13 protein-coding genes and 3 pseudogenes are annotated in these 20424 nt (G+C 62.9%); 6 read left to right on the top strand and 10 right to left on the bottom strand.

What is annotated here, in order from left to right:
• Window positions 1–806: 806 nt before the first annotated feature.
• From HUW53_RS20835 to HUW53_RS20845, 3 genes and pseudogenes are all read left to right on the top strand, one after another.
• A pseudogene (locus HUW53_RS20835) lies at window positions 807–1597 on the top strand (IS630 family transposase); the annotation flags it as partial.
• Between the two features lie 68 nt (window positions 1598–1665).
• On the top strand, window positions 1666–2490 hold the full coding sequence (locus HUW53_RS20840; RefSeq protein WP_237347675.1) for an IS5 family transposase: 825 nt from the start codon (window positions 1666–1668) through the stop codon (window positions 2488–2490).
• Window positions 2491–2506: 16 nt separating this feature from the next.
• Window positions 2507–2797, top strand: a pseudogene (locus HUW53_RS20845) (transposase); the annotation flags it as partial.
• Here HUW53_RS20845 and HUW53_RS20850 read toward each other — a convergent pair.
• From HUW53_RS20850 to HUW53_RS20880, 7 genes are all read right to left on the bottom strand, one after another.
• The gene (locus HUW53_RS20850) at window positions 2748–3074 is read right to left on the bottom strand and encodes a type II toxin-antitoxin system PrlF family antitoxin (RefSeq protein WP_237347676.1); all 327 of its coding nucleotides are present in this window, start codon (window positions 3072–3074) and stop codon (window positions 2748–2750) included. The pseudogene HUW53_RS20845 and the gene HUW53_RS20850 overlap by 50 nt on opposite strands.
• Window positions 3074–5431: a Mu transposase C-terminal domain-containing protein gene (locus HUW53_RS20855; RefSeq protein WP_237347677.1), complete on the bottom strand. Its 2358-nt coding sequence runs from the start codon at window positions 5429–5431 to the stop codon at window positions 3074–3076. Before HUW53_RS20855 ends, HUW53_RS20850 begins: the two co-directional genes overlap by 1 nt.
• A 26-nt stretch (window positions 5432–5457) precedes the next feature.
• Window positions 5458–6132 carry a hypothetical protein gene (locus HUW53_RS20860; RefSeq protein ID WP_237347678.1) on the bottom strand — a complete coding sequence of 225 codons (675 nt, stop codon included), beginning with the start codon at window positions 6130–6132 and terminating at the stop codon, window positions 5458–5460.
• Window positions 6133–6750: 618 nt separating this feature from the next.
• Complete coding sequence (locus HUW53_RS20865; RefSeq protein WP_237347679.1) at window positions 6751–7512, bottom strand: metallophosphoesterase; 762 nt, start codon at window positions 7510–7512, stop codon at window positions 6751–6753.
• Window positions 7513–7523: 11 nt separating this feature from the next.
• The gene (locus HUW53_RS20870; RefSeq protein ID WP_237347680.1) at window positions 7524–8141 is read right to left on the bottom strand and encodes an ATP-dependent metallopeptidase FtsH/Yme1/Tma family protein; all 618 of its coding nucleotides are present in this window, start codon (window positions 8139–8141) and stop codon (window positions 7524–7526) included.
• Window positions 8142–8153: 12 nt separating this feature from the next.
• Window positions 8154–9341: an AAA family ATPase gene (locus tag HUW53_RS20875; RefSeq protein ID WP_237347681.1), complete on the bottom strand. Its 1188-nt coding sequence runs from the start codon at window positions 9339–9341 to the stop codon at window positions 8154–8156.
• 252 nt (window positions 9342–9593) lie between these two features.
• Entirely contained in the window at window positions 9594–10169 is a 576-nt protein-coding gene (locus tag HUW53_RS20880) for a hypothetical protein (protein WP_237347682.1), read from the bottom strand.
• 303 nt (window positions 10170–10472) lie between these two features.
• On the opposite strand from HUW53_RS20880, the gene HUW53_RS20885 reads away from it, so the two are divergent.
• Together HUW53_RS20885 and HUW53_RS20890 are read left to right on the top strand one after the other, a co-directional pair.
• Window positions 10473–10715, top strand: a complete 243-nt coding sequence (locus HUW53_RS20885) for a helix-turn-helix domain-containing protein (RefSeq protein ID WP_237347683.1) — start codon at window positions 10473–10475, stop codon at window positions 10713–10715.
• A 266-nt stretch (window positions 10716–10981) separates the two neighbouring features.
• Window positions 10982–16570 carry a DUF3320 domain-containing protein gene (locus HUW53_RS20890; RefSeq protein WP_237347684.1) on the top strand — a complete coding sequence of 1863 codons (5589 nt, stop codon included), beginning with the start codon at window positions 10982–10984 and terminating at the stop codon, window positions 16568–16570.
• Window positions 16571–16880: 310 nt separating this feature from the next.
• Here the strand turns inward: HUW53_RS20890 and HUW53_RS20895 are convergent, their stop codons facing one another.
• Entirely contained in the window at window positions 16881–18164 is a 1284-nt protein-coding gene (locus HUW53_RS20895; protein ID WP_237347685.1) for a type II toxin-antitoxin system HipA family toxin, read from the bottom strand.
• The gene (locus HUW53_RS20900; RefSeq protein WP_237347686.1) at window positions 18164–18556 is read right to left on the bottom strand and encodes a helix-turn-helix transcriptional regulator; all 393 of its coding nucleotides are present in this window, start codon (window positions 18554–18556) and stop codon (window positions 18164–18166) included. The genes HUW53_RS20895 and HUW53_RS20900 overlap by 1 nt, the downstream gene beginning before the upstream one ends.
• 182 nt (window positions 18557–18738) lie before the next feature.
• On the opposite strand from HUW53_RS20900, the pseudogene HUW53_RS20905 reads away from it, so the two are divergent.
• A pseudogene (locus tag HUW53_RS20905) lies at window positions 18739–19041 on the top strand (transposase); the annotation flags it as partial.
• A gap of 81 nt (window positions 19042–19122) precedes the next feature.
• Here the strand turns inward: HUW53_RS20905 and HUW53_RS20910 are convergent.
• Window positions 19123–20293 (bottom strand): IS3 family transposase gene (locus HUW53_RS20910; RefSeq protein WP_237347687.1). Its coding sequence is split into 2 segments (ribosomal slippage): window positions 19123–20011 and window positions 20010–20293, totalling 1173 coding nucleotides; the frame shifts between segments, so codons are not numbered across the junction.
• Between the last annotated feature and the right edge of the window lie 131 nt (window positions 20294–20424).

A 20424-nucleotide genomic window follows, 5' to 3' on the forward strand; every position in this document is an offset into this window, starting at 1 on the left:
ACGAGCAGAGCTTCTCCGACGGCTCCCAGATCCTGGGCTCCGCCACCTTCGTGCGCAACGGCAAGACGCAGGCCGCCGCCGATGGGGACAGGGAGATGGCGCGGGCAGCATGACCGTGTGGGAGGATCGGGAGACAACCTTGTCCTCGTCGCAACCTATGGTTAATCGCGACCGAGATCCTTGGTTGGGGCGGCCGCAAGGCTTGCATAAGGGGGGGCAAGGGGATCTGGGTTCCCGCCCCACGGTGGGCGGGTATGAGCGGGATATTTCAATTGATGTCAGTTTCCGTCTCTTCTTTGAATTTATCCCCTCGCCAATGCTGGCACATACCTATGAAATGGTGATAATATAGTGTTATACTTTATCTCGGAAAGGCGATATGGGATATTTATTATGTACAATTATCCGTTATATATTAGTATAATTTCTATTTTACTTAGCATTTCTCAGATTGTGTTGATTTTAATTTTAGACAAAATTTCTATATTATATTTAATGTTGATATTAATAATTTTCGTCAATGGCGTATTTTTAACGCAAAACGCGCTTCATTCATATCGTTATAACAGGATTATATTTTCTTTAACCGTAATTTTTGTAATTGTGATCACTAAAATATTTACTGATTTTGACTATCAGGACATAGCTTTGAAGTCTGTTGTGAGGAATATAATTACTATAACAATAATAGCTGTGTTATATATTATAGCAATCAGGAATGCAAAATCTAGATCCTAGTGGATTGACAGCGACAGAAGAGTCCGAAAGAGGATTCCGTTTGGCGCCGGCCTGTGCTTTTCTGGCGCATGCGCAACGGGATCACGATCGCTCTCAATGAGGCCGACCGGCAACGGCTGCTCGCCCTGGTCGCGGATCGCAATACGGCCCAGAAGCCCGTCTGGCGCGCCCGGATCGTGCTCATGAGCGCCGACGGCGGCGGCACCCATGCGATCATGGTTGAGACCGGCACGGCGACGACCACCGTCTGGCGTTGGCAGGCCCGCTTCATGGCGGAAGGGGTCGAAGGGCTGCTGCGCGACAAGACGCGGCCGCCGGGGAAGGCTCCGGTGGCAGACGAGAAGGCTGCGGCCGCGTGGTCGCCATGACCTTGAAGCCGCCGGCCCATGAGGCCACCCACTGGACCACGCGGGCCATGGCCAAGGTCGCGGGGCTGGCGGTCTCCACGGTGCAGAAGATCTGGAAGGCCCATGGCCTGGCCCCCCATCGCTGGGGGCAGTTCAAGCTCTCCACCGATCCCGCCTTTGCCGAGAAGCTGCACGATGTTGTCGGGTTCTATGTCAGCCCGCCGGCGCATGCCCCGGTGCTGAGCCTCGACGAGAAGTCGCAGATCCAGGCGCTCGACCGCACCCAGCCCGGACTGCCGCTGAAGAAGGGCCGCGGCGCCACCCCGACCCACGACGACAAACGCCATGGCACCACCACCCTGTTCGCCGCGCTCGATGTGCTGACCGGCGCGGTGTTCGGACGCAACATGCAGCGCCATCGGCACCAGGAGTTCATCCGCTTCCTCAATGCGCTCGAACGCGACATCCCGGCCGGCAAACTCGTCCACGTCATCCTCGACAACTATGCCGCTCAGAGCCTGTTTGGAAAATGGGGGCGATGGGGATTCCCTGTGCGGTCGGGACGTGATTCACACTTTGGATGTGGACACGAGAGCAGCGCAGCCGGATGGCCAGGATCGCCCGTAAGACGAAGCGTTATCCCTCTGATCTGACGGACGAGGAATGGGAGCGGATTGCGCCACTGATGCCGGAACCCGGCCGCCGGGGCCGGCCCCGGGAAGTCGAGTTTCGCGAAGTCATCAACGCGGTACGCTATCTGGTGCGGTCGGGCTGTGGCTGGCGGATGCTGCCGGTGCATTTCGGCCATTGGCGGACCGTTTATGGCTGGTTCCGGGAACTGGCGCGTCGGTTCCTGTTCCAGACCATTCACGATGTCGAACTGATGCTGGACCGCGAGCAGGCCCGGCGCGAGGCGAGCCCTACGGCGGCCGTGATCGACAGCCAGTCGGTGAAGGCGCCCCATGCCGGAACAAGGGGTTACGATGCCGGCAAGAAGGTCGTCGGACGCAAGCGCCACATCGCCGTGGACACGGGCGGCCGGCTGCTCATGGTCAATCTGAGCACGGCTGACATTTCCGACAGCGCCGGAGCGCAGATGATCCTCGACGCCATCCGCAAACGCTGGCCGTGGGTGAAGCATCTGTTCGCAGATGGCGCCTATGACCGCCTCGGCCTCATGGACAAGGCGGCCTATCTCGACTTCGTGCTTCAGATCATCCGTCGCCGGGATGGGATGAAAGGCTTTGAGGTCCTCCCACGGCGCTGGGTCGTTGAGCGCACGTTCGGATGGATGATCCGCTGGCGCCGGCTGGTCCGCGATTACGAACGCCGCATCGACGTCTCAACCGCCATGATCCATGTCGCAATGGGCGGAATCCTCATCCGGCGAAACGCTCATCCATAATTTCCAAACAGGCTCTCACAAGCACGAGAAGGTGCGGGCCTGGCTTGACCGCGATCCGCGCTGGACCTTTCACTTCATGCCCACGTCCAGTTCCTGGCTGAACGCGGTCGAGGGCTTCTTCGCCATCCTGACCCGCAGGCGGCTTAAGCACGGGGTGTTCCGGTCCGTCGTCAATCTCCAGGCCGCCATCAACCGCTTCATCGGCGAGCACAACCAGACCCCCAAGCCCTTCATCTGGCGCGCCGATCCCAACGCCATCATGGCCGCCCGAAACCGAGGGTTCCAAGCGTTGGAGTCAATCCACTAGCCTCAATCTCGGCATCGAGATCGACCGTCACGCCCGCCGTCAGGGTAACGGCCCGTTCCAGCAGGGCTTCCGGGAAGGGTACGACAGATTTCTCAAGGTTCTTAGCCATGTCCTGAGCAAGAAATTCGAGAAAACAATCGATCACGGGATCGGCGGGTTCTTCGGACATGACGCGTGCCATCGCCTCGTTGACGACACGGCGCTTGTCGGACTGATGAGCGAGGATGCGCTGAAGGAAGGCATTGTCCCTCGTCTGCTCCGAAATGGACTCCGGCATCACTCCTCCTCCTTCAGGAAACCGGATCCGAGACCGCGGCGGCGGCGGGAAACGGAGGTTTTCGGGTTTTCGGTGCCGTCCTCATCCATTGCCAAGGGCTCATCCCCGCCTGCGTCATCTCCCGCAGGGCACGGATCCCAGGGCGCATCGGTGATGCCCTCGAAAGTGGTCCCTCGCTTGTCCGCAGGCCTGATGTCCAGGTGCTGGCATTCTTCCTGTTCGCGCTTCAGCAACATCTCCGGCGTCATGGTGGAGGGGCCGATACCGGCGGCCTGCGCCGAGACCCGAGCCACCTGCCGAATGTCTTGAAGGGCGGCCAGAACGACGGGCTCGCGCAGCTTCGCAAGATCCGTGCACCGCTGCCGGGTACGGGCCATGGTGGCGAGCCACTCGTCGGCGCTTACCCCCTCCATCCAGTCGAAGTCGCAATGGACGGTGAACCAGGTCGCGCCGTCCTCATTCGCACAAACAGAAATCGCGCCGAGATTGCGAAGATCGGCACGAATGCGGACCTTTTTCTGGCCGATCCGCTGACGCAGCTTCGCCAGCCGGTTGTCGTCGCTGCGGCGATAGAAGAGCCCCATGAACCGGATGCCACGGTTTTGGATCTGTCTGTCGTCATTGAAACCGAAGAGAGCACGCATCACGGTCGGAGACGGCGGCGGGCGCACCCCGTATTCCTCGGTGAGCCGCGCCCAGGCATCGTTCGGGGTCTCCCCACCGAGGCCGGCATGGGGCAGATTGTGGTACACATCGACCACCCAGCGAACCAGCGCCTTGCCCAGGATCTCCGCCGTGACGTTGGCCGCCGCGGCCGGATCGTAGTCCCCCTTTTCCGCGATCCCCGAGAAGGTGCGCCCCTGGAACAAGGGCATGAGCTGGCGATCGAGGGTTCCGTTGAACCGTTCGATGCAGGCCCTCACGTCGGGATGCCCCGCCGGACCGATCTCATTGTTCGCTCCGAGATCCGTCACCGCAGCCCGGAAACGAAAACCGATGAACTCGCTGCCCGAGTCGGTACGGATATCCTCGGGCGTCAACGCGTGGCCCCATGCGTCGGTGCAGCCGGCGGCCGCGGCCACATCGGTCTTGTCCCGGCACACCATCTCCAGCGTTTCCACCGCCGTCTGCTCATCGGAACTCAGCGACAGCCGCAGGCCGAGAATGACCTTGGTCGCCTCGCAGATGGCGACGCAGACGGTGAGCCGCAGCCTGAGGAGCGCGTCGACCTTCTCTTCATCCAGTCCCCTCCAGAACTCACCGGGCAGCTTCAGCGCCATGAGCTGCCCCAGCCAGTGGTCGATGGAGACACGTTCCCCTGCGGCCAGGGGACCCGCGCGACGACCTACAATATGGAACTGCGCCCGGGCGGCCTTGGCGCCGTGCCGCGCGCACACGACCTGATACTTGTCGATCTTGCGAATGGCCCGTTCGAAAGTGCTGAGCGAGGGAACCTGCAAAGGCGGCAGGCCATCTTCCGCCCGCTTCGCATTCACGCTCGCAAAGGTCTCAAGGCCCTGGTCGGGATAGGGGCGGAGATTCCCGTTCTCCCGTCCCGCATTGACATCCTCGATCCGCGTCGACCCGATCATCAGCTTGTACAGCATTGCGACGGTGGGCCGGCTCCGGTCGAGATAGGCCATCACCCACGGCTGCATGATCTGGTAGGACTTGGCAGTCGCGAGCCGAGCGGCGTGAACCCCACTGCGCCCCTTCCTCCGATCCCTGAGTTCGCGCATATCCCAATCGGTATCGACAAGCCGACGGATATAGGCCCGTACCGTGCTCGGGCTGGGAAGATCGAAGACCATCCGGGCCTTGCGAGCCCTGATCCTGCGTTCACCTGCGGCAGGCAGCGCCTTCTTGCCGCCCCGCCTGCGGCCGGTGTTCCCCTTCACCCTCTCCTCGGCTGCGGCCTGTCCCCCATAGGCCAGAGCCGAAGCCACCTGGATGATCGCAGGATAGAGAGCCTCGTCGGTTAGGCTGATCTTGCCGGCCACGTTCATGTCATGGATGCGCCGGCAGAGCCGCCAATGGAAATCCAGCACCTCCCGTTCCGTCACGGGAACATCAAGGCATCCCATCCCTTGATGTCGGGTGCGCGCTGCGCGCATGCTCGGCTTGTTGTCCTCGTAACGCGGGTCGATCTTGCCCGATGCGACAAGGTCGTCGAACTCCCGTCCGCTGACGATCTGCTCGAAATGCGGCGGCGCCAACGGGCGGATGGTCACCACATCGCGGATCCGGCTGACGAACTCGTAGAGCCGCTCTTCAGGTTCGGTGATCGCGAACACATGTCCGACGGGAAGGACGTAGTTGCCACGGATCGCATGCTCAGGCAGGACCTTGGTGATCATATGCACCTCCATCGTTCGGGAGCGGTTCAGTTGGGCCGGATGCGGACAAGGCAGCCCGACGAGATGCGGGCGCCGTCCTTGACGACCAGGACGCCGGAACCGATCAGCCGAACGACGGCATTGAAACCGGAGCCGCAGGGACCGACCGCGTGCGCGAGGTCGATTAGGCGACACCAGCCATGAAGGTTCGCGGCGAAGTCCGCCGCGATACGGTCCACCGCCGGATCAACAAGCCCTCGTGCGCGAAGAATGAGGCGTGCATCGCCGACGTCGTCGGGATGGAGATGTTGCTCGGTGCGAAGCACGTAGAGATCGGCGAACGCCGAGCCGACCTGGGCCCGAATGAGATCCAGCGTGTTCCCGATGCCGGAAGCAGTAACGCGCCCGCTCGGCTTGAGCGCCACCGCGATCCGCCGCCCATCGTGCAGGTGCAACAGCGCATCGAACGTGTGCTGCGTCCGCCGACCGGAGTGATCCATGTAGAAGACCGGGGGCGGCTGTTCATGGACGTCGGCAACATCGCGGGAGGCCAGCGCCACGTAGAGGAAGTCGCGCTCGAGTTGGCTCTCGTAATTGAATGCCCTGTTCCGCATGGGGTCGACAATGGTCCCGCGATAGGACGCAATGGATCGCAGTGCGATGGCTCGCGATGCGCGGCTGCGTTCGGGCAAGTGAATTTCCGCCTCATACGACGTATTCATGGCGCATGACTCCTCATTCGCAGCGGTGAGCTGCGACCTGTTGCTTTCCGAAGACCTGAAGGATTCGGGACGGGTAGCGTCGGCGCGCGGTCAGACCGCGGGACGTATGCCCGCTATGCAGGTGAGGAGACGGACGACGCTCCGAAGGAGGTCGGTGCTGGCAATGTCGAACATGGCAACCTCCTTCTTGGCGCGAAGCGCGTGTTGAACGGGAAGTGGCAGGCCCCATCAAGGTGGGCCTGTCGCCACCATGGTGGACTGGGCACGCCACCCCACTGGATCGTTTGGAAACGACGCTGCGGGAGTAGCTCCCTCAATGGGTTGGAAGGCCATCAGGCTCCAACCCCTCCGTGAAGCCGGAGGTTTCGGCGAGCTGTGCTGCGGCCGAAGGTGGGAAGCGGATCGCCGTCAGGCGGTGCGCACCGCCCGGACACCGAACCGACCACGGGCATTCCGCAGGTCGACTATCGATATGGTATCCAGGAGGGGCATGAAGGCTCCGATCGAAGGGACCGGCTTCATATCCGGAACGGATTCCGCACGCAAGATCCGCGCGCTCGATTACTTGATTTTTCTTACGGCATCGGTTTGCCGGACAACGAACGTGCGGAGGACTTCCTATCGCTCGAGACCGATAACGAGTTGCGGATCGAAGCACGGGTTCTCCGCGCGCTCGCCCGATGCATAGCCTCTGGGGTTACAGGTGACGCGCGTGCGTCCGATCCGGTAGTCGCAGTTGGAATGCACATGGCCATGGAGCCAAAGATCAGGCTGATGGCGTGCGATCAGATCGGTGAGGTCGGAAGCAAATGCCGGGTTCAGCGGGCTCCCGGTGAAACGTGGGGAGATGGAACGCGGTGTCGGAGCATGATGGGTCACGACCACGGTCGGCCCGTCGAAGCGCTCGGCCAGCATGCCCTCGAGCCAGGCCCGCGAGCGCCGGTGGAGGGCCAACGCATCATGAGGCGTGAAGCGGCGGCCGCCCTGACGGATCATCTGGTGGTCCATCAGGCCGAACTCGGCATAGCGCATCGCCAGTGTGAGATCGCCGTCGAGCCCATAGTCGGTCCACAGGGTGCAGCCCAGGAAACGGACCCCATCGAGGATCACGGCATCCTCGTCGAGCAGGTGAACCCCGGCCTCGCAAGCGAGCTGGGCGCCGAGCCGGCGTTCCGCATCCATGTCGACGCCGTAAAACTCGTGATTGCCGGAAACCATGATCACCGGAAGGGTGGCATTCCGCTTCGCCCAGGCCACGGCGGCGGAAACGGGAGTCGAGATGTCCCCTGCGAGGACCAGGACATCCGGCCGTGGGTCCGGCATGGCGAGGGAGAAGGGCTCGAACTCGATGTGGAGGTCGCTCATCATCCAGATGTTCATCTTTTCCTCCCTCACAGGCTTGCCGCAGCGCTGACGGCATCGGCAGTCGGGACGATAGGTCGGGCTGGGGATGCCCCTTCCCCCAGCAGGGCGATGAGGTCGGGACCTGAGAGATGGCAGCGGACCTGCAAAACGTCCGCGATCCGCAGCACGCCTTCGCATCGATCTTCGATCAGCCCACGCACCTCCGCGTAGAGATCACGCAAGGTGCGCTGGAGCACCCGCGCGATACGCGGTTGTCTCAGGAGGCCGACGGCATGCTGAGGATCGCCGAACCACGTCAAGTCTCCTTCGGCACCGAGACCGAAGCTGCACTCAAGGGAGGCGACGATAGCCGTGGCCTGGGCGAGATCGCTTGAGGATGCGCCGCCGCTACCGCTGGAGATACTCCCGAGGACCACGTCCTCGGCGGCACGCCCCGCGAGGGTATAGCGCGCCAGATCGAGGGCCGCCTCCCGTGTATCGAGCTGGATGGCCGATCGCTCAAAGAAGGTCGCGCCGAGCCCCGCCCCACGGGCACCGACGGTGACGGTGACGTTCTCCGACAGGCCCAGCACGAGGGCCGCTACGGCATGTCCAGCCTCATGGATGCAGGTTCGCTGCAGCACCGGCTCCGGCAGATGGGACACCGGCCCCCGGACCTAAGCCACGAGGTCTTCCAGCAGGACCGCCCTTCCCGCTCGGCGAGCCTGGCGTCGAGCCGTCCGCACCCACAGCTCGACATCGGCCCCGGTCGCGCCCACCGACACCGCCGCCAGCGGCTGAAGATCGACATCGGGGAGGTCGGAGCCAAGATGGAAGCGGTAGATCTGCTCCAAAGCGGCAGCGTCCGGTCGCGGAATATGGATTTCTCGATCGAACCGTCCCGGCCGCCGAAGCGCCGGGTCGACCTGCTGGGGCGAGTTGCAGGCGCCGACGACAACGACGCCTTCCCGGCCGTCGACCCCGTCCAGGCACTCCAACAGTGCATTGACGATCTGCGTGAAATAGTCCCTGTGCCGAGGATCCATCGTCGCACGGTCGCCAACGCCATCGATCTCATCGATGAACAAAATGGCGGGCTGGGATTGGGCGGCCTTTGCGAAATCGGCACGGATCTGCGTCAGGGTTTCGCCAAGATGGGGCGCTGCATACCAGCGCGCCACCGAAGTCGAGATCAGCGCCACGCCGCATGTGGTAGCCAGTGCCCTCGCATAGGTGGTCTTGCCGACACCCGGCGGCCCTCCAAGGAGCAGGCCGCGATCCACCTCCGACCATGGCAGCCGGCCGTCGCGATAGGCGGCCAAATCGTCCGCAAGCTGCTCTCCCCAAACTTTGGCGGCACCGAGCCCGTGCAGGTCGGCCAGGGACAATTTGGACTTCGAGTCGACCGGCGCCTTCTCCGCAAGGAACGCGGAGACCCGACGGGCGCATTCCGCAGCGGACAAGCCGAATACGAACGCTGCAATGATTTCATCCAGGGTCAGGCTTTTGGCATCCTGATCGGAGATGGGCAGAGAGCAAGGCTCACCCGAGATGAGACGTCCCAACCGTTGCAACAGCCGCGCATCGACCTCGGGAAGAACCAGAGCCGCGGTCCGGATCTTGCGGACCTCGGGCGGCAGGCTGCGGTCGTTCTGATGCCACAGTGCGACCAGCCTCGATCCGTCCACCATGGCGGCACGGGCAGCTAGCGCGAGCTCACGCCGATCGTGACGATCGCTCTTGGTGCGCTCGATCAGGACCGTGACATGCCGGACGTCGACGCTCCGCTCCCGGCCTCGTCTCGGCGTCTTGGGATAGGTTCCGCCGAAGACCCGATCGACAACAGGCTTCATGGCCTCCGCCATGGCTTCATCCCGCACCCTCAAGGTCGCGACGTACGCTGGGCGGGCGGTCTCTCCTGCCAACCAGGGCTGTTCATCCAAGAGTCGGGCGAAAAGCACGGCGAGAAGGACATCTGACGACGGGGGCCGCAAGTCGTCGGTGTTGCGTCGCCAGGGTAACGCGTCCTGGTCTCTCGGCGGTGCGGAACGCCACCCCCCGGCGGCGCGTTGGATGCGCCGCCAGATCCGACGCTCATTGCAACCCATGAACATGGCTCATCCTCCGATCACGAGCTTGCCGCCATGGCGACGGGTGGGCAGTGAAATGATGCTGTGGACCGAGAGTGGACGGGCGTAGTCGATCCGGAGCGCCCCGCGCGCGACAAGCGCAAGGACGGCGCCGACCTGGTCCTCGTCGCGATGGACAACGGCGGCGCAATCCGAAAGGCAGGCGCTTCCCCCCTCATCGAGAAGGTGCTGCTGGACGTGCAGGCGATCGGTGGGAGAAACGACGTAGCCGATGAAACCCGCCAGAGCCTCCAGGGTGTCGAGGCGGGGCTGGCGCATGAGCCATTGCTCTCGCACGACCAAAAGGTTTCGCGTGCCCCAATCTCCGGCCAAGTCCCGCCGAAACCCGGAGCGAACCTCCGCCTCCTCAGGGATTGCCACGACAACCAGAATCCGATCGACTACCCTCACCAACCGGATGACCGAGCCGTGAAGCGCCGCGGACGACTCGAGTTTCTCTCTCCCGCGAGGATCGGGCCGGAATCCCAGGACGCGCGGCGCCAATGAGAGGTGGGTATCCAAGGCGTCGGCCAGCCAATCCGCTGGACGCGGCGGTACGAACATGGCCCGAATCCTGGATGTGGATGCAATAGGTGCTGTCATGGCAAGGCTCCGCCGTCGTCGGAGTAAGGACTCCGAGCGCGCTTCAGAACGTGCGACCGCGCACTATGGCGCCGCCGGGGTGTCGCGATGTTTTGAGATCTGCCGGATTGGCCGGAGACGTCGGGACAGCCTTGCTTGGCCACCTCTGCGGCGTTCCGAACCGATCGCCTCGGGAAAGGGAAGCCTCATAAGCGGAAGCTCATTCCCAGTCCGCAGCCTCGATCTTCCATATTTGCCGATTTTCGGCAACTTTGAATCCTGATTATGGTTAACGGAGCTCAGATTCGCGCGGCTCGCGCCCTGCTGGGCTGGGACCAGCAAGAGCTGGCGCAGCGCGCCCAAGTGGCGGTACGCACCCTTTCCTCATTCGAGGACGGCTCTCGCTCTCCCCGTGAGCGCGTCAGAGCGGCCATCGTCGAAGCGCTTCAGAAGGAAGGTATCGAGTTCATCGAAAGCGATAGGCGGATCGGGGTGACATTAAATGCCGTGAATGATGATGGGTTCTGAACTCTTCTGTTGGTCCTGTTTTCTTCTGTCGGACACGCCAATACCTACAACCAAGAGGTCAACACCATCAGCATCTTGACCTAATGAGCTGAGTAATGATCTTCGCCCCGACCATCGATTTGGTCCGGCCATTGGCGGTGCCAGGCTGGGTCTTCGTGCTTTCTTTTCAGACCCGATCCATCGACCCTGCCATGCACTCAACCTCAAATAGGCGTTGATCGTCCGCCCGTAGGTTCATACAAATTATACGCGCAAAGGAGGCGTGCATGTCAGTCGATTCATTGACCGAGTCAGAGGGCAGGGACGTCTCCGTATTTCAGAGCCAGCTACCGATTGCCGACAAGCTCGATCGCGCTCGAATGGAGCTGCTGGATCTTTCAGCCCGCAACAGACTCCTCAACATGCCGCGCTCCTCCAAAAGCGCACGCTCCATCGAGATCATTGACGAGAAAAGCTCCGAGATCTTCCGACTGCTGGTCCGTGAAAACAAAGTCTTCACATTCGTGGCCGGAAAATCGGCTCGATCCGAAAGTGAGGATTCGGATACGCAGATCGACGAGATCACTGATCTCGCGCAACCCGAAGACGATGTCGCTGACGAACGCGGCGTCTTCAGCAGGCATGTGGACACCCGGCTTCAGACACGACTGACCCCGAAGGGGCTCCAGAAGCGGTTGCTGGAACTCTATTTCGATGCACGCACCCTGGAAGAGGAGCAGGGTGTCAATATACTGTATCTGACACTTGGAACACTGAAGTGGGTCGACCCTTCAAACGCCGAGAACATCCGGTTCGCACCACTGCTGCTCGTCCCTGCGTCTCTCGAACGCGGGAATGCGGGAGAAAAGTTCAAGCTATACGCTCGGCCTGAGGATTTTGCCTCCAACTTGTCGCTGGAGACCTATCTCGACCGGATCCACGGCATCCGCCTGCCCGAGTTCGACGCATCCGACACTTTCGACCCCATCGCCTACATGGAGGGCGTCGCGGAGGCGGTTGCGGCTAAAACCAACTGGAGCGTGCAGCACGACGAGATCGCGCTTGGTTTCTTCTCCTTCGCGAAATTCCTGATGTATCGCGATCTCGATCCGGAGACATGGCCCGCCCATGCCCGGATCAGCGATCGGCCTTTGATCCGAAGCTTGCTCGCGGACGGGTTCGACAGCGCCTACGGGATGATTCCCGAGGACGCCAACATCGACCCGTTCATTTCGCCGTCCGACATGGTGCACATCGTCGACAGCGACAGCAGCCAGGCCCTTGCGATCCACGAGGTTCGGCGTGGTCGCGACATGGTGATCCAGGGGCCGCCCGGCACTGGCAAGAGCCAGACCATCGCCAACGTGATCGCCGCCGCCGTTGCAGACGGCAAAACAGTGCTCTTCGTCGCCGAGAAGATGGCTGCCCTGGAGGTGGTGAAGCGGCGGCTCGACGCCACCGGCGTCGGCGCCGCCTGCTTGGAGTTGCACAGCAACAAGGCCAACAAGCGAGCCCTGCTTGACGAGATGCGCCGGACCTGGGAGCTCGGGGCTCCGAGAATCCAGGACGCAGGATCGCTCCATGCTCGCCTCACCGCAGCGCGCGACAAGCTGAACGCCCACGCCACGCGGATGCACGGCCCCCATCCCAAGGCAGACCTGACGCCCTATCAGGTGATCGGACAGCTCGTTCGTCTCAGACTCGCGGGAGAGACGCCCAACGACATCGTGCTGGAAAGTCCTGAGGACTGGACTCGTGACGATTTCAGCGAACGGCACGCGGTTTTATCCGAGCTGGTCGAGCGCGTCGAGGTCATCGGCACACCATCAGCTCATGTCTGGTATGGCTCCGGTCTCGTCTCGGTCTCTCCCATGGAAGTGGAGCGGCTGACGGCCCGCTGTGCCGCGCTCGGCGAACGGCTGGAGGCCTTCGATTCGGAGCTGGGCACCCTGTCCCTGCTGCTGGAACGGGAGAAGGCACCGACGTTCGATGCGATCCCCTCCTTGCTGGATCTGGCGCGGCGGATCGCTCATGCACCCGACCTGAGCGCACAGGCGCTTGCCTCCGCTACCTGGATCGCGGAACGCGAGGCAATCGCGTCCCTCCTCGCCAATGGCGAGCATCATGCACATCTGCGCGCCGAGCTTGGCACCGCATTCATCGACGCTGCCTGGACGACGGACATCCGAGCGGACAGGGACGCGTTGGCATGCCTGCCCACATCCTTTTCGTCCGCGTTATTCGCCCATTTGGCGGCTCTGGTTGACGGCCTGCCACGCCTGAAGGACGCAGCCGACACCCTGGCTGACGCCATGGCATGCCCTCTCCCGCTTACCCTGGCCGATATCCAACGCCTCGCAAAGGTGGGCGAGCGCGTCGCCGTCGCGCCGGATGTGTCGGCCGAAGCTTTCGCCGCCGAAGTCTGGAACGAGCACGTCGACCACATCGCCGATCTGGCCGAAGCCGTGCGCAACTTGGAACAAGCCCGCGCGGACGTGGGCACCGGCCTGTTGGAGACCGCATGGGCGACGGACCTTTCGGCCGCCCGAACCAGCCTCGCGGCCCATGGCGAAGGCTTCTTCAAGGTCTTCAGCGGCGCATGGCGCCAGTCCAACCGCCTTGTTCGTTCCATGCTGTCGACCCCCGACCAACCTCTGGCGGACACGCTGAGACAGCTTGACGCGCTAGCTCGCGGCCAAGTGGCCAAGCGGATGATCGAGGATGGAGATGACCTGGGACGAAAGGCCTTCGCCTCCGCATGGCGCGGTGATCGCTCGGCGTCGGCGCCGCTTCTGGCCCTCGTCGATTGGATGCGCTCGCTCAAAGGCCTGGGCAGCGAACCCCGCACCGTCGCCGCCTGCCGGCCCGATCGGGACCTCATCGCATCCCGAGTCCAGCGGACGGAAAGGCTCCTTGCTGAGTTGGATCCGCTCATCGAGCTGCTGTGGAGCGAGCTTCCGAGCCCGGAGCTTATGTTCGGGGGCGCCCTTTCGTCCGAAAGAGCAGAACTGTCCAGGCTGTTCGAGGCAGCCGCCCGTTTCCATGGCGCCGATCAAGCGACAGCGGCGATCGCCATCACGACGCCGACCTCCCTGAACGAACGCATCCTTTTGTTGGACAAGCTGATCGACGGACAAACCTGTGCCCGATCTCTGCAAGAAGAAGATGCGCTTGGCAGGTGCGCCTTCGACCAGGCGTGGCAGGGGCCAAACGGGGATTGGGATGCGCTGCAACGTGCCGCCCGATGGATCGACGCCAACGCGGACATCCGGCTGCTCGCGAGCCGGATCGCGGATCGCCCCGCTCTTGCGGACCGTGCTTCCGCGACGGAGAAATGTCGTTCGAACCTGATCGACGACATCGGGCAGATTCTGGCCGACCTGCGTTTCGATCTTTCGCAAGGCTTCGGATCCCGGGAATTGGGTGCCATCCCGATTGCGCGCCTGCGCGCACGCCTGAGCGATTGGGCAACGAATGGCGAGCAGTTGTCTAAATGGGTGGCCTATCGCGATCGCGCTGATCGCGGACGCCTGCTTGGCTGCGGGGACGTGGTGGACAGGCTCGAAGACGGCCGGCTGAAATCGGGCGAGGTGATACCGGCCTTCGAGATGGCCTATTACGAGGCCGTCCATTCCGATCAGGTGCGGCTTGAGCCGGAGCTCGGCCGTTTCGACGGGACACTGCATGGTCGCCTTGCCCGTGAATTCGCCGACCTCGATCGTCAGCGGATCGCTCTCGCGAGCGAGGAGGTCGTGCGGGCCCACCATGATCGCGTCCCAGCCCGCGACGGAGGCACCATCGGCCCGCTTGGGGTGCTGCGCTCCGAAATGCAGAAGAGACGCGGTCACATGCCAGTCCGTAAGCTCATGGAACGCGCCGGCCCCGCGGTTCAGGCGATCAAGCCGGTCTTCATGATGAGCCCGTTGTCGGTGGCTCAATTCCTCCCTCCGGGCGTATTCGACTTCGATCTGCTGGTCATGGACGAAGCGAGCCAGATTCAGCCCGTCGACGCGCTCGGCGCCATCGCGCGTGCGAAACAGGTGGTGGTTGTCGGCGATCCCAAGCAACTGCCCCCGACGGCCTTCTTTTCGAAGATGACGGGCAATTCCGAAGACGAGGATGAGGACGGCCAGGGCCGCGTCACTGACATCGAAAGCATTCTCGGCCTGTTCACCGCCCGTGGCCTGCCTACGCGGATGTTGCGCTGGCATTACCGAAGCCGGCATCAATCATTGATCGCCGTCAGCAATCGCCAGTTCTATGAAGGCAAGCTGTTCGTCGTTCCCAGCCCCTACACCGCCGAAGCGGGTATGGGGCTGCGCTTCCATCACATTCCGGACGGCTTGTTCGATGCAGGCGGCACGCGGACCAACCAGATCGAAGCCAGGATCGTGGCGCGCGCCATCATCGACCATGCACGCCATCATCCCGACTTATCCCTGGGGGTTGCCGCCTTCTCCGCCGCGCAGCGCCGTGCGATCCTCGATCAACTGGAGCTTTTGCGGCGAAGCCTGCCGCCCGAGACAGAGGCCTTCTTCCAGGAACATTCCGCCGAGCCCTTCTTCGTCAAAAACCTGGAGAATGTTCAGGGCGACGAGCGTGATGTGATCTTCATCTCCGTCGGCTACGGACCCACGACGCCGGGCGGACGTCCGCCCATGCGTTTTGGGCCGCTCGGCTCCGAGGGCGGGGAACGTCGCCTCAATGTGCTCATCTCCCGGGCCAAGCAGAGATGTGAGGTGTTCTCGTCGATGACCGACGAGGACATCGACCCCGATTTCGCCCAGACCCGCAAGGGAGTGTTCGCCTTCCGCCTGTTCCTTCGCTTCGCCCGGACCGGCAGCCTGACCATGGCGGAGAGCACGGGCCGGGACCATGACAGCGTGTTCGAAGAACAGGTCGCCAAGGCCCTGCAAGACCGGGGCTACCAGGTTCACCGGCAGGTCGGACTCGCCGGCTTCTTCATCGACCTTGCCGTCGCCGATGCCGAACGGCCGGGTTGCTACCTGCTGGGGATCGAGTGCGACGGCGCCTCCTATCACGATGCGCGGTCTGCCCGTGAACGCGACAGATTGCGGCAGTCGGTTCTCGAAAGTCATGGCTGGACCATCCACCGTGTCTGGAGCACGGACTGGTTCCAGCGTCCCGCGGAGCAACTTGCGACCATCATCGAGCGGATCGAGACCGCCAAGATGGAACACGACGCCGGAGCCGCCCACCGGGCAGCGCGGGCTGTGCCCGTTGAAATCGTCACGATCGAGCGCGAGGACGCGACTGAGATCGGTCTCGTCCCATCCGGCGAAGACGAGGCATCCACCGACCACCTGTATGTTGAGGCGGTCCTGAATCCTCCTTTGCACAGGACAGGCGAACTTCATGAAACACCAACCGGCGTTTTGACCGCTTTGGTCGAAGACACCGTACGGGTTGAAGGGCCGGTCCATCTCAGTGAGGTTGTCGATCGCATCCGCGAGGCCTGGGGCCTGAAACGCAGCGGTCCGCGCATTCGCCAGGCCGTGGAAGCGGCCATAGCCGTTGCCGTCGAAACGGGGCGGATTGAGCGATCCGCTGATTTCCTTTCGGTCCCCGGTGCGGTTGTTCGTGTCCGTGACCGAAGCTTGACCCGCTCCTCGTCCCTGCGTCGGGCCGAGATGCTGCCGCCCGGCGAGATCCGTGAAGCGATCCTCGAAGTCGTGCGCACCAACTTCGGCGCCACCCCGGATCAGATGGTCCAGGCCGTCTCTCGAATGTTCGGGATCAGATCGACGAGTGCAGCTGTTCGATCCGTGATCCAGGCACAGATCGACGAGATCGTTTCATCGGGCGAGTTGGTGACGCAGGCTGGAATCCTGCTTCAGGCTACGCCCCTTGAATGACACACGTTTGCGTCTGAAATGGTTCTGGAGCCAAGGCTACCCCGCCGACAAGACCAGACCCAACCGCCGGAACGAACTCACTGCTGGATAAAACTTGGGGGCAACGTCACCCGCGCTCACCTCGCTCAATCGAGCTCAAGCCGACAGCTTCTCGATCTCGATCCGTCTTGACCCGGCCTGCACCGTGATTCTCAGGTGCAACGTCTGGGAGATCCGGGTCAGTTTTCGTGGGCGATGGGCCACGACGTTGGTGCCCCCGGCGCTCCTGATGGCTTCCTCCAGTGGGAATAATGCAACCATCGCTGATCGCTCATGCACGCGCCTCAGTGACTAGAGCAAGCGTATCGAGCCGTTGGATCAGGCGTTTCGATCGCGTGTCGTCGAGAAACTCTTTCGCAGCCGACGGCCATTTATCGAGTGCATCGATAACGGCCGCACAGACTTCCTTCTCGATCCAGTCTGGATCAAGCCCGAGGAACTCGGCGACGCGCCGGAACCGTCTGAAGGTGACGTTTGCGAAATTGTGGGTGCCAGCGAATCGAAGCGCGAGCGTGTCGCCCGGAGCGTAGAGAACGGTCGGAACGATGTCATAGGCTGGCGAAAGCCGGATTTCGCCCGGCGCGGGGAAGATGAAAGACCAGTTTTTCAGATGGTTGTCGCCATTGCCGATCAGGACATCGGCGACGATGCGGCGAATGCCCTCCAGAACGTCGGCCCTCCAATCCGTACTGAACCTCCGAATCATGTTCAGGATCGTCTCGTAGGTCGCCATCGTGTATTTACGCTCGCCGACCGCGCCGACGATCTGGCCGGCATCCTCGATATGGATGCGCCCGCCGCCGGTCGGCCGGTCAAACCGATCGATCACGAGCGCCTGCTGTCCTTCATTCAGGAACTGGTCGGGGATGCCGTCAATGGCCTTCGTCGGAATCAGGCGACATGAGGCCGTATTTATTCCGATCATTCGGGAAAGCGTCATCGCCGCATGTTCAGCCTCCGGCAATCCCGGATGGCGGCTGGTCGGAACCTTCAGGATGCAGCGGCCTTCCCCGGCACGCGCTGGCGCCGTCAGCCGTTCTCCGGCAGGTGTAGCCGAGAATTTGAGCTGGACGCCCGCGAGCGAAAATTTTACCACGCCTTCCGGCTGCGGCAATTCGAGACCGTGAATCCGTTCGAGATGAAGCGGCCCGGCGGACGTAGCCGCGTCGGTTTCCGGCGCGATCAAGACCGCGCCGGGCAAATCGCCCCCGAGCCGCGTCAGAAGGTCGAACTGGTCATGATCGCCCGGTCCCATCTCGGCCATGACGAGATCGCGCAATGCGCCTTCGGGCAGCAGCCCAGCGAACCAGGGCGGCAGATGGCCGTGGAGACCGATCTTGTCGCCGCGTCCGGCAAGACGCGCTCGCGTGGCCTCCTCGTCGCCGGGCACTAGCCAACCAAGGCTCAGGATCGATCGATCTGGATCGCGCAGATAGGCTTCGTCTACAAGGAAAGCCGTCGCCTTGTCGTTGGCACGCGACAGGATGCCAATGTGCCGGGCATGCCCGTCCGCGCCGAGCAGGTGAACCCCGAGAACCGCCGCCGTTTTCGCCATCAGGCTTCCTCGTCGTCGGACAGATCGACGAACACGTCATCGAAAGCGGTCGAGGGCGCTTGTGGCGAAGGCGACCGCGCCGACGCGGATGCCAGGATTGTCCGCACCTCGCTTAACTTGGCGGTGGGCACGAGCATAGGCGTGATGTCGCACGCATCACAGATTTCGAGCAGAAGCGCGAGCCGGTCCCGGCCGAGCCGCTCGTTGAGCAGGTCACGTTCAAGCTCGGAGATGCGCGCGCGGTCTCGTCCCAACCGCGCTGCCAAGGCGGGTTGGGTGAGCTTGCGCCTTGCGCGGGCATCCTTGATCTGGAGTCCCAGATCGCGCAGAGCATCCTTCCTCATGCGGATTTTCGCTTTTTCTATATCAATGAGCGGTATTCCGCATATCATCAATGTATCCTTGCAAGCAAGCGGATTCCCGCTCCCATCTATATAAAGAGCGCAATTCCGCATGAGACGGAGACCGATGGGGAGCTTGCCAACCGCTTCGGCTTTGACGCTGCCTCTAGGCTCAGGACCTATTAATCTGCCTTGAGTTGTGATTCACAGTCTCCATTGAGGAGGCTGGCATGGGCGCACGCCTTGTCCTTGATGCCTTGCCGCCGGCCCGATCCCTGATCGCAGATCGGGGCTACGACAGCACCTGGTTCCGGGCGGCGCTGGCCGACAAGGGCATCCAGCCCTGCATTCCCTCATCGCGCAGCCGAAAGCGGCCTTATCCCTACGACAAGGGTCTCTACCGCCAGCGCTACAAGGTCGAGAACCTGTTCGCCAAGCTCAAGGACTGGCGCCGCATCGCCACACGCTACGACCGATGCGCTCACACCTTCTTCTCTGCCATCTGCATCGCCGCAACCGTCATCTTCTGGCTCTGATTAGTGAGTCCTGAGCCTAGCTTCGGCTCGTCGTCTCCTTCCTCGGGTGCCGGTGATCTTCCCCCGGAAAAGTGGACGGGGTTAGGCCGCTGTTCGCTCAGCCTCGGCTGGGCTGATGTAGCCCAGGGCTGAGTGTAGGCGGCGGGAATTGTAGAAGCCCTCGATGTAACCGAACAGGTCCCGCCGGGCCTCGGCCCGGGTGGCGTAGATCCGGTGGTGGACCCGCTCGGTCTTGAGGGTGTGGAAGAAGCTCTCCATCGGCGCGTTGTCCCAGCAGTCGCCCTTGCGGCTCATTGACGGCGTGACGCCCGAGCGGGCCAAGGCTGACCGGTAGGCCTCGGCGGCGTACTGGATGCCGCGGTCGGAGTGGTGGATCAGGCCGGGCGCTGGCCGCTGGCGCTCGATGGCCATGTTCAGCGCGTCGAGCGCGATCTCGGTGTGCAGGGTCTGGCGCATCGACCAGCCGACGATCTTGCGAGTGTGCATGTCGATGAGCGCCGCCAGATAGAGCCAGCCTTCGCCGGTGGGGATGTAGGTCAGGTCCGCCAGCCAGACCTGGTTCGGAGCCTGGGTGGTGAAGTTGCGGCCGAGCCTGTTGGGCGCGATCGGGTAGCCGTGGCGGCTGTCGGTCGTGCGGGTTCGCCTGGGCAGGGCCGCCAAGCCGCGGATACCGGCGCGGCGCATCAGACGCTCGATCCGCGTGCGGCCGACCCGCCGGCCATGGGCGCGCAGCATAGCGTGTACCCTGGGCGAGCCATAGGTCCCCGAGCTCTCGGCGTGGATCAGGCGGATGTCCTCGGTCAGCGCCCTGTTGGCCGCCGACCGTGCGCTCTCGGGCCGACAGCGCCAAGCGTAATAGCCGCTCGCCGACAGCCCGAGGGCCTGACACATCACCCGTACCGGCCACATCGCCCGATGCTCATCCACGAACCCGAACTTCATCGGGAGGCCGATCCGAAGATGAGCGCGGCTTTTTTAGGATGTCGCGCTCCATCCGCAGCCGCTCGTTCTCGCGCCGAAGCCGGGCGTTCTCCGCGGCCAGGTCAGACGGCGACGGGGCCGGCGCTTGCGTGTTGGGCCGCCTCGCCGTCCCCGTCGCCGGCGTCCCGAACTGCATCATCCATCGACGCAGCACCGTCTCGCGCAGACCCAGCTCTCGGGCGACGGCCCCGGCCGACAAGCCGCTGGAGGCGACCCGATCAACCGCTTCCCGTTTGAACGACTCTGGAAACACCCGGCGCGTACCGCTCATCAGACACTCCTCTCCAGCTCCGAAAAGCTAGGTGACGTGACCCCCTGAAACTCCTCCAGAAATAGCTAGAGTCCGCCCGATGAAAGGGACGGACGAATGAAACGATCAAGGTTCACGGAAGAACAGATTAT

This window comes from Xanthobacter agilis, from assembly GCF_021730435.1.
GTDB lineage: Bacteria > Pseudomonadota > Alphaproteobacteria > Rhizobiales > Xanthobacteraceae > Xanthobacter > Xanthobacter agilis.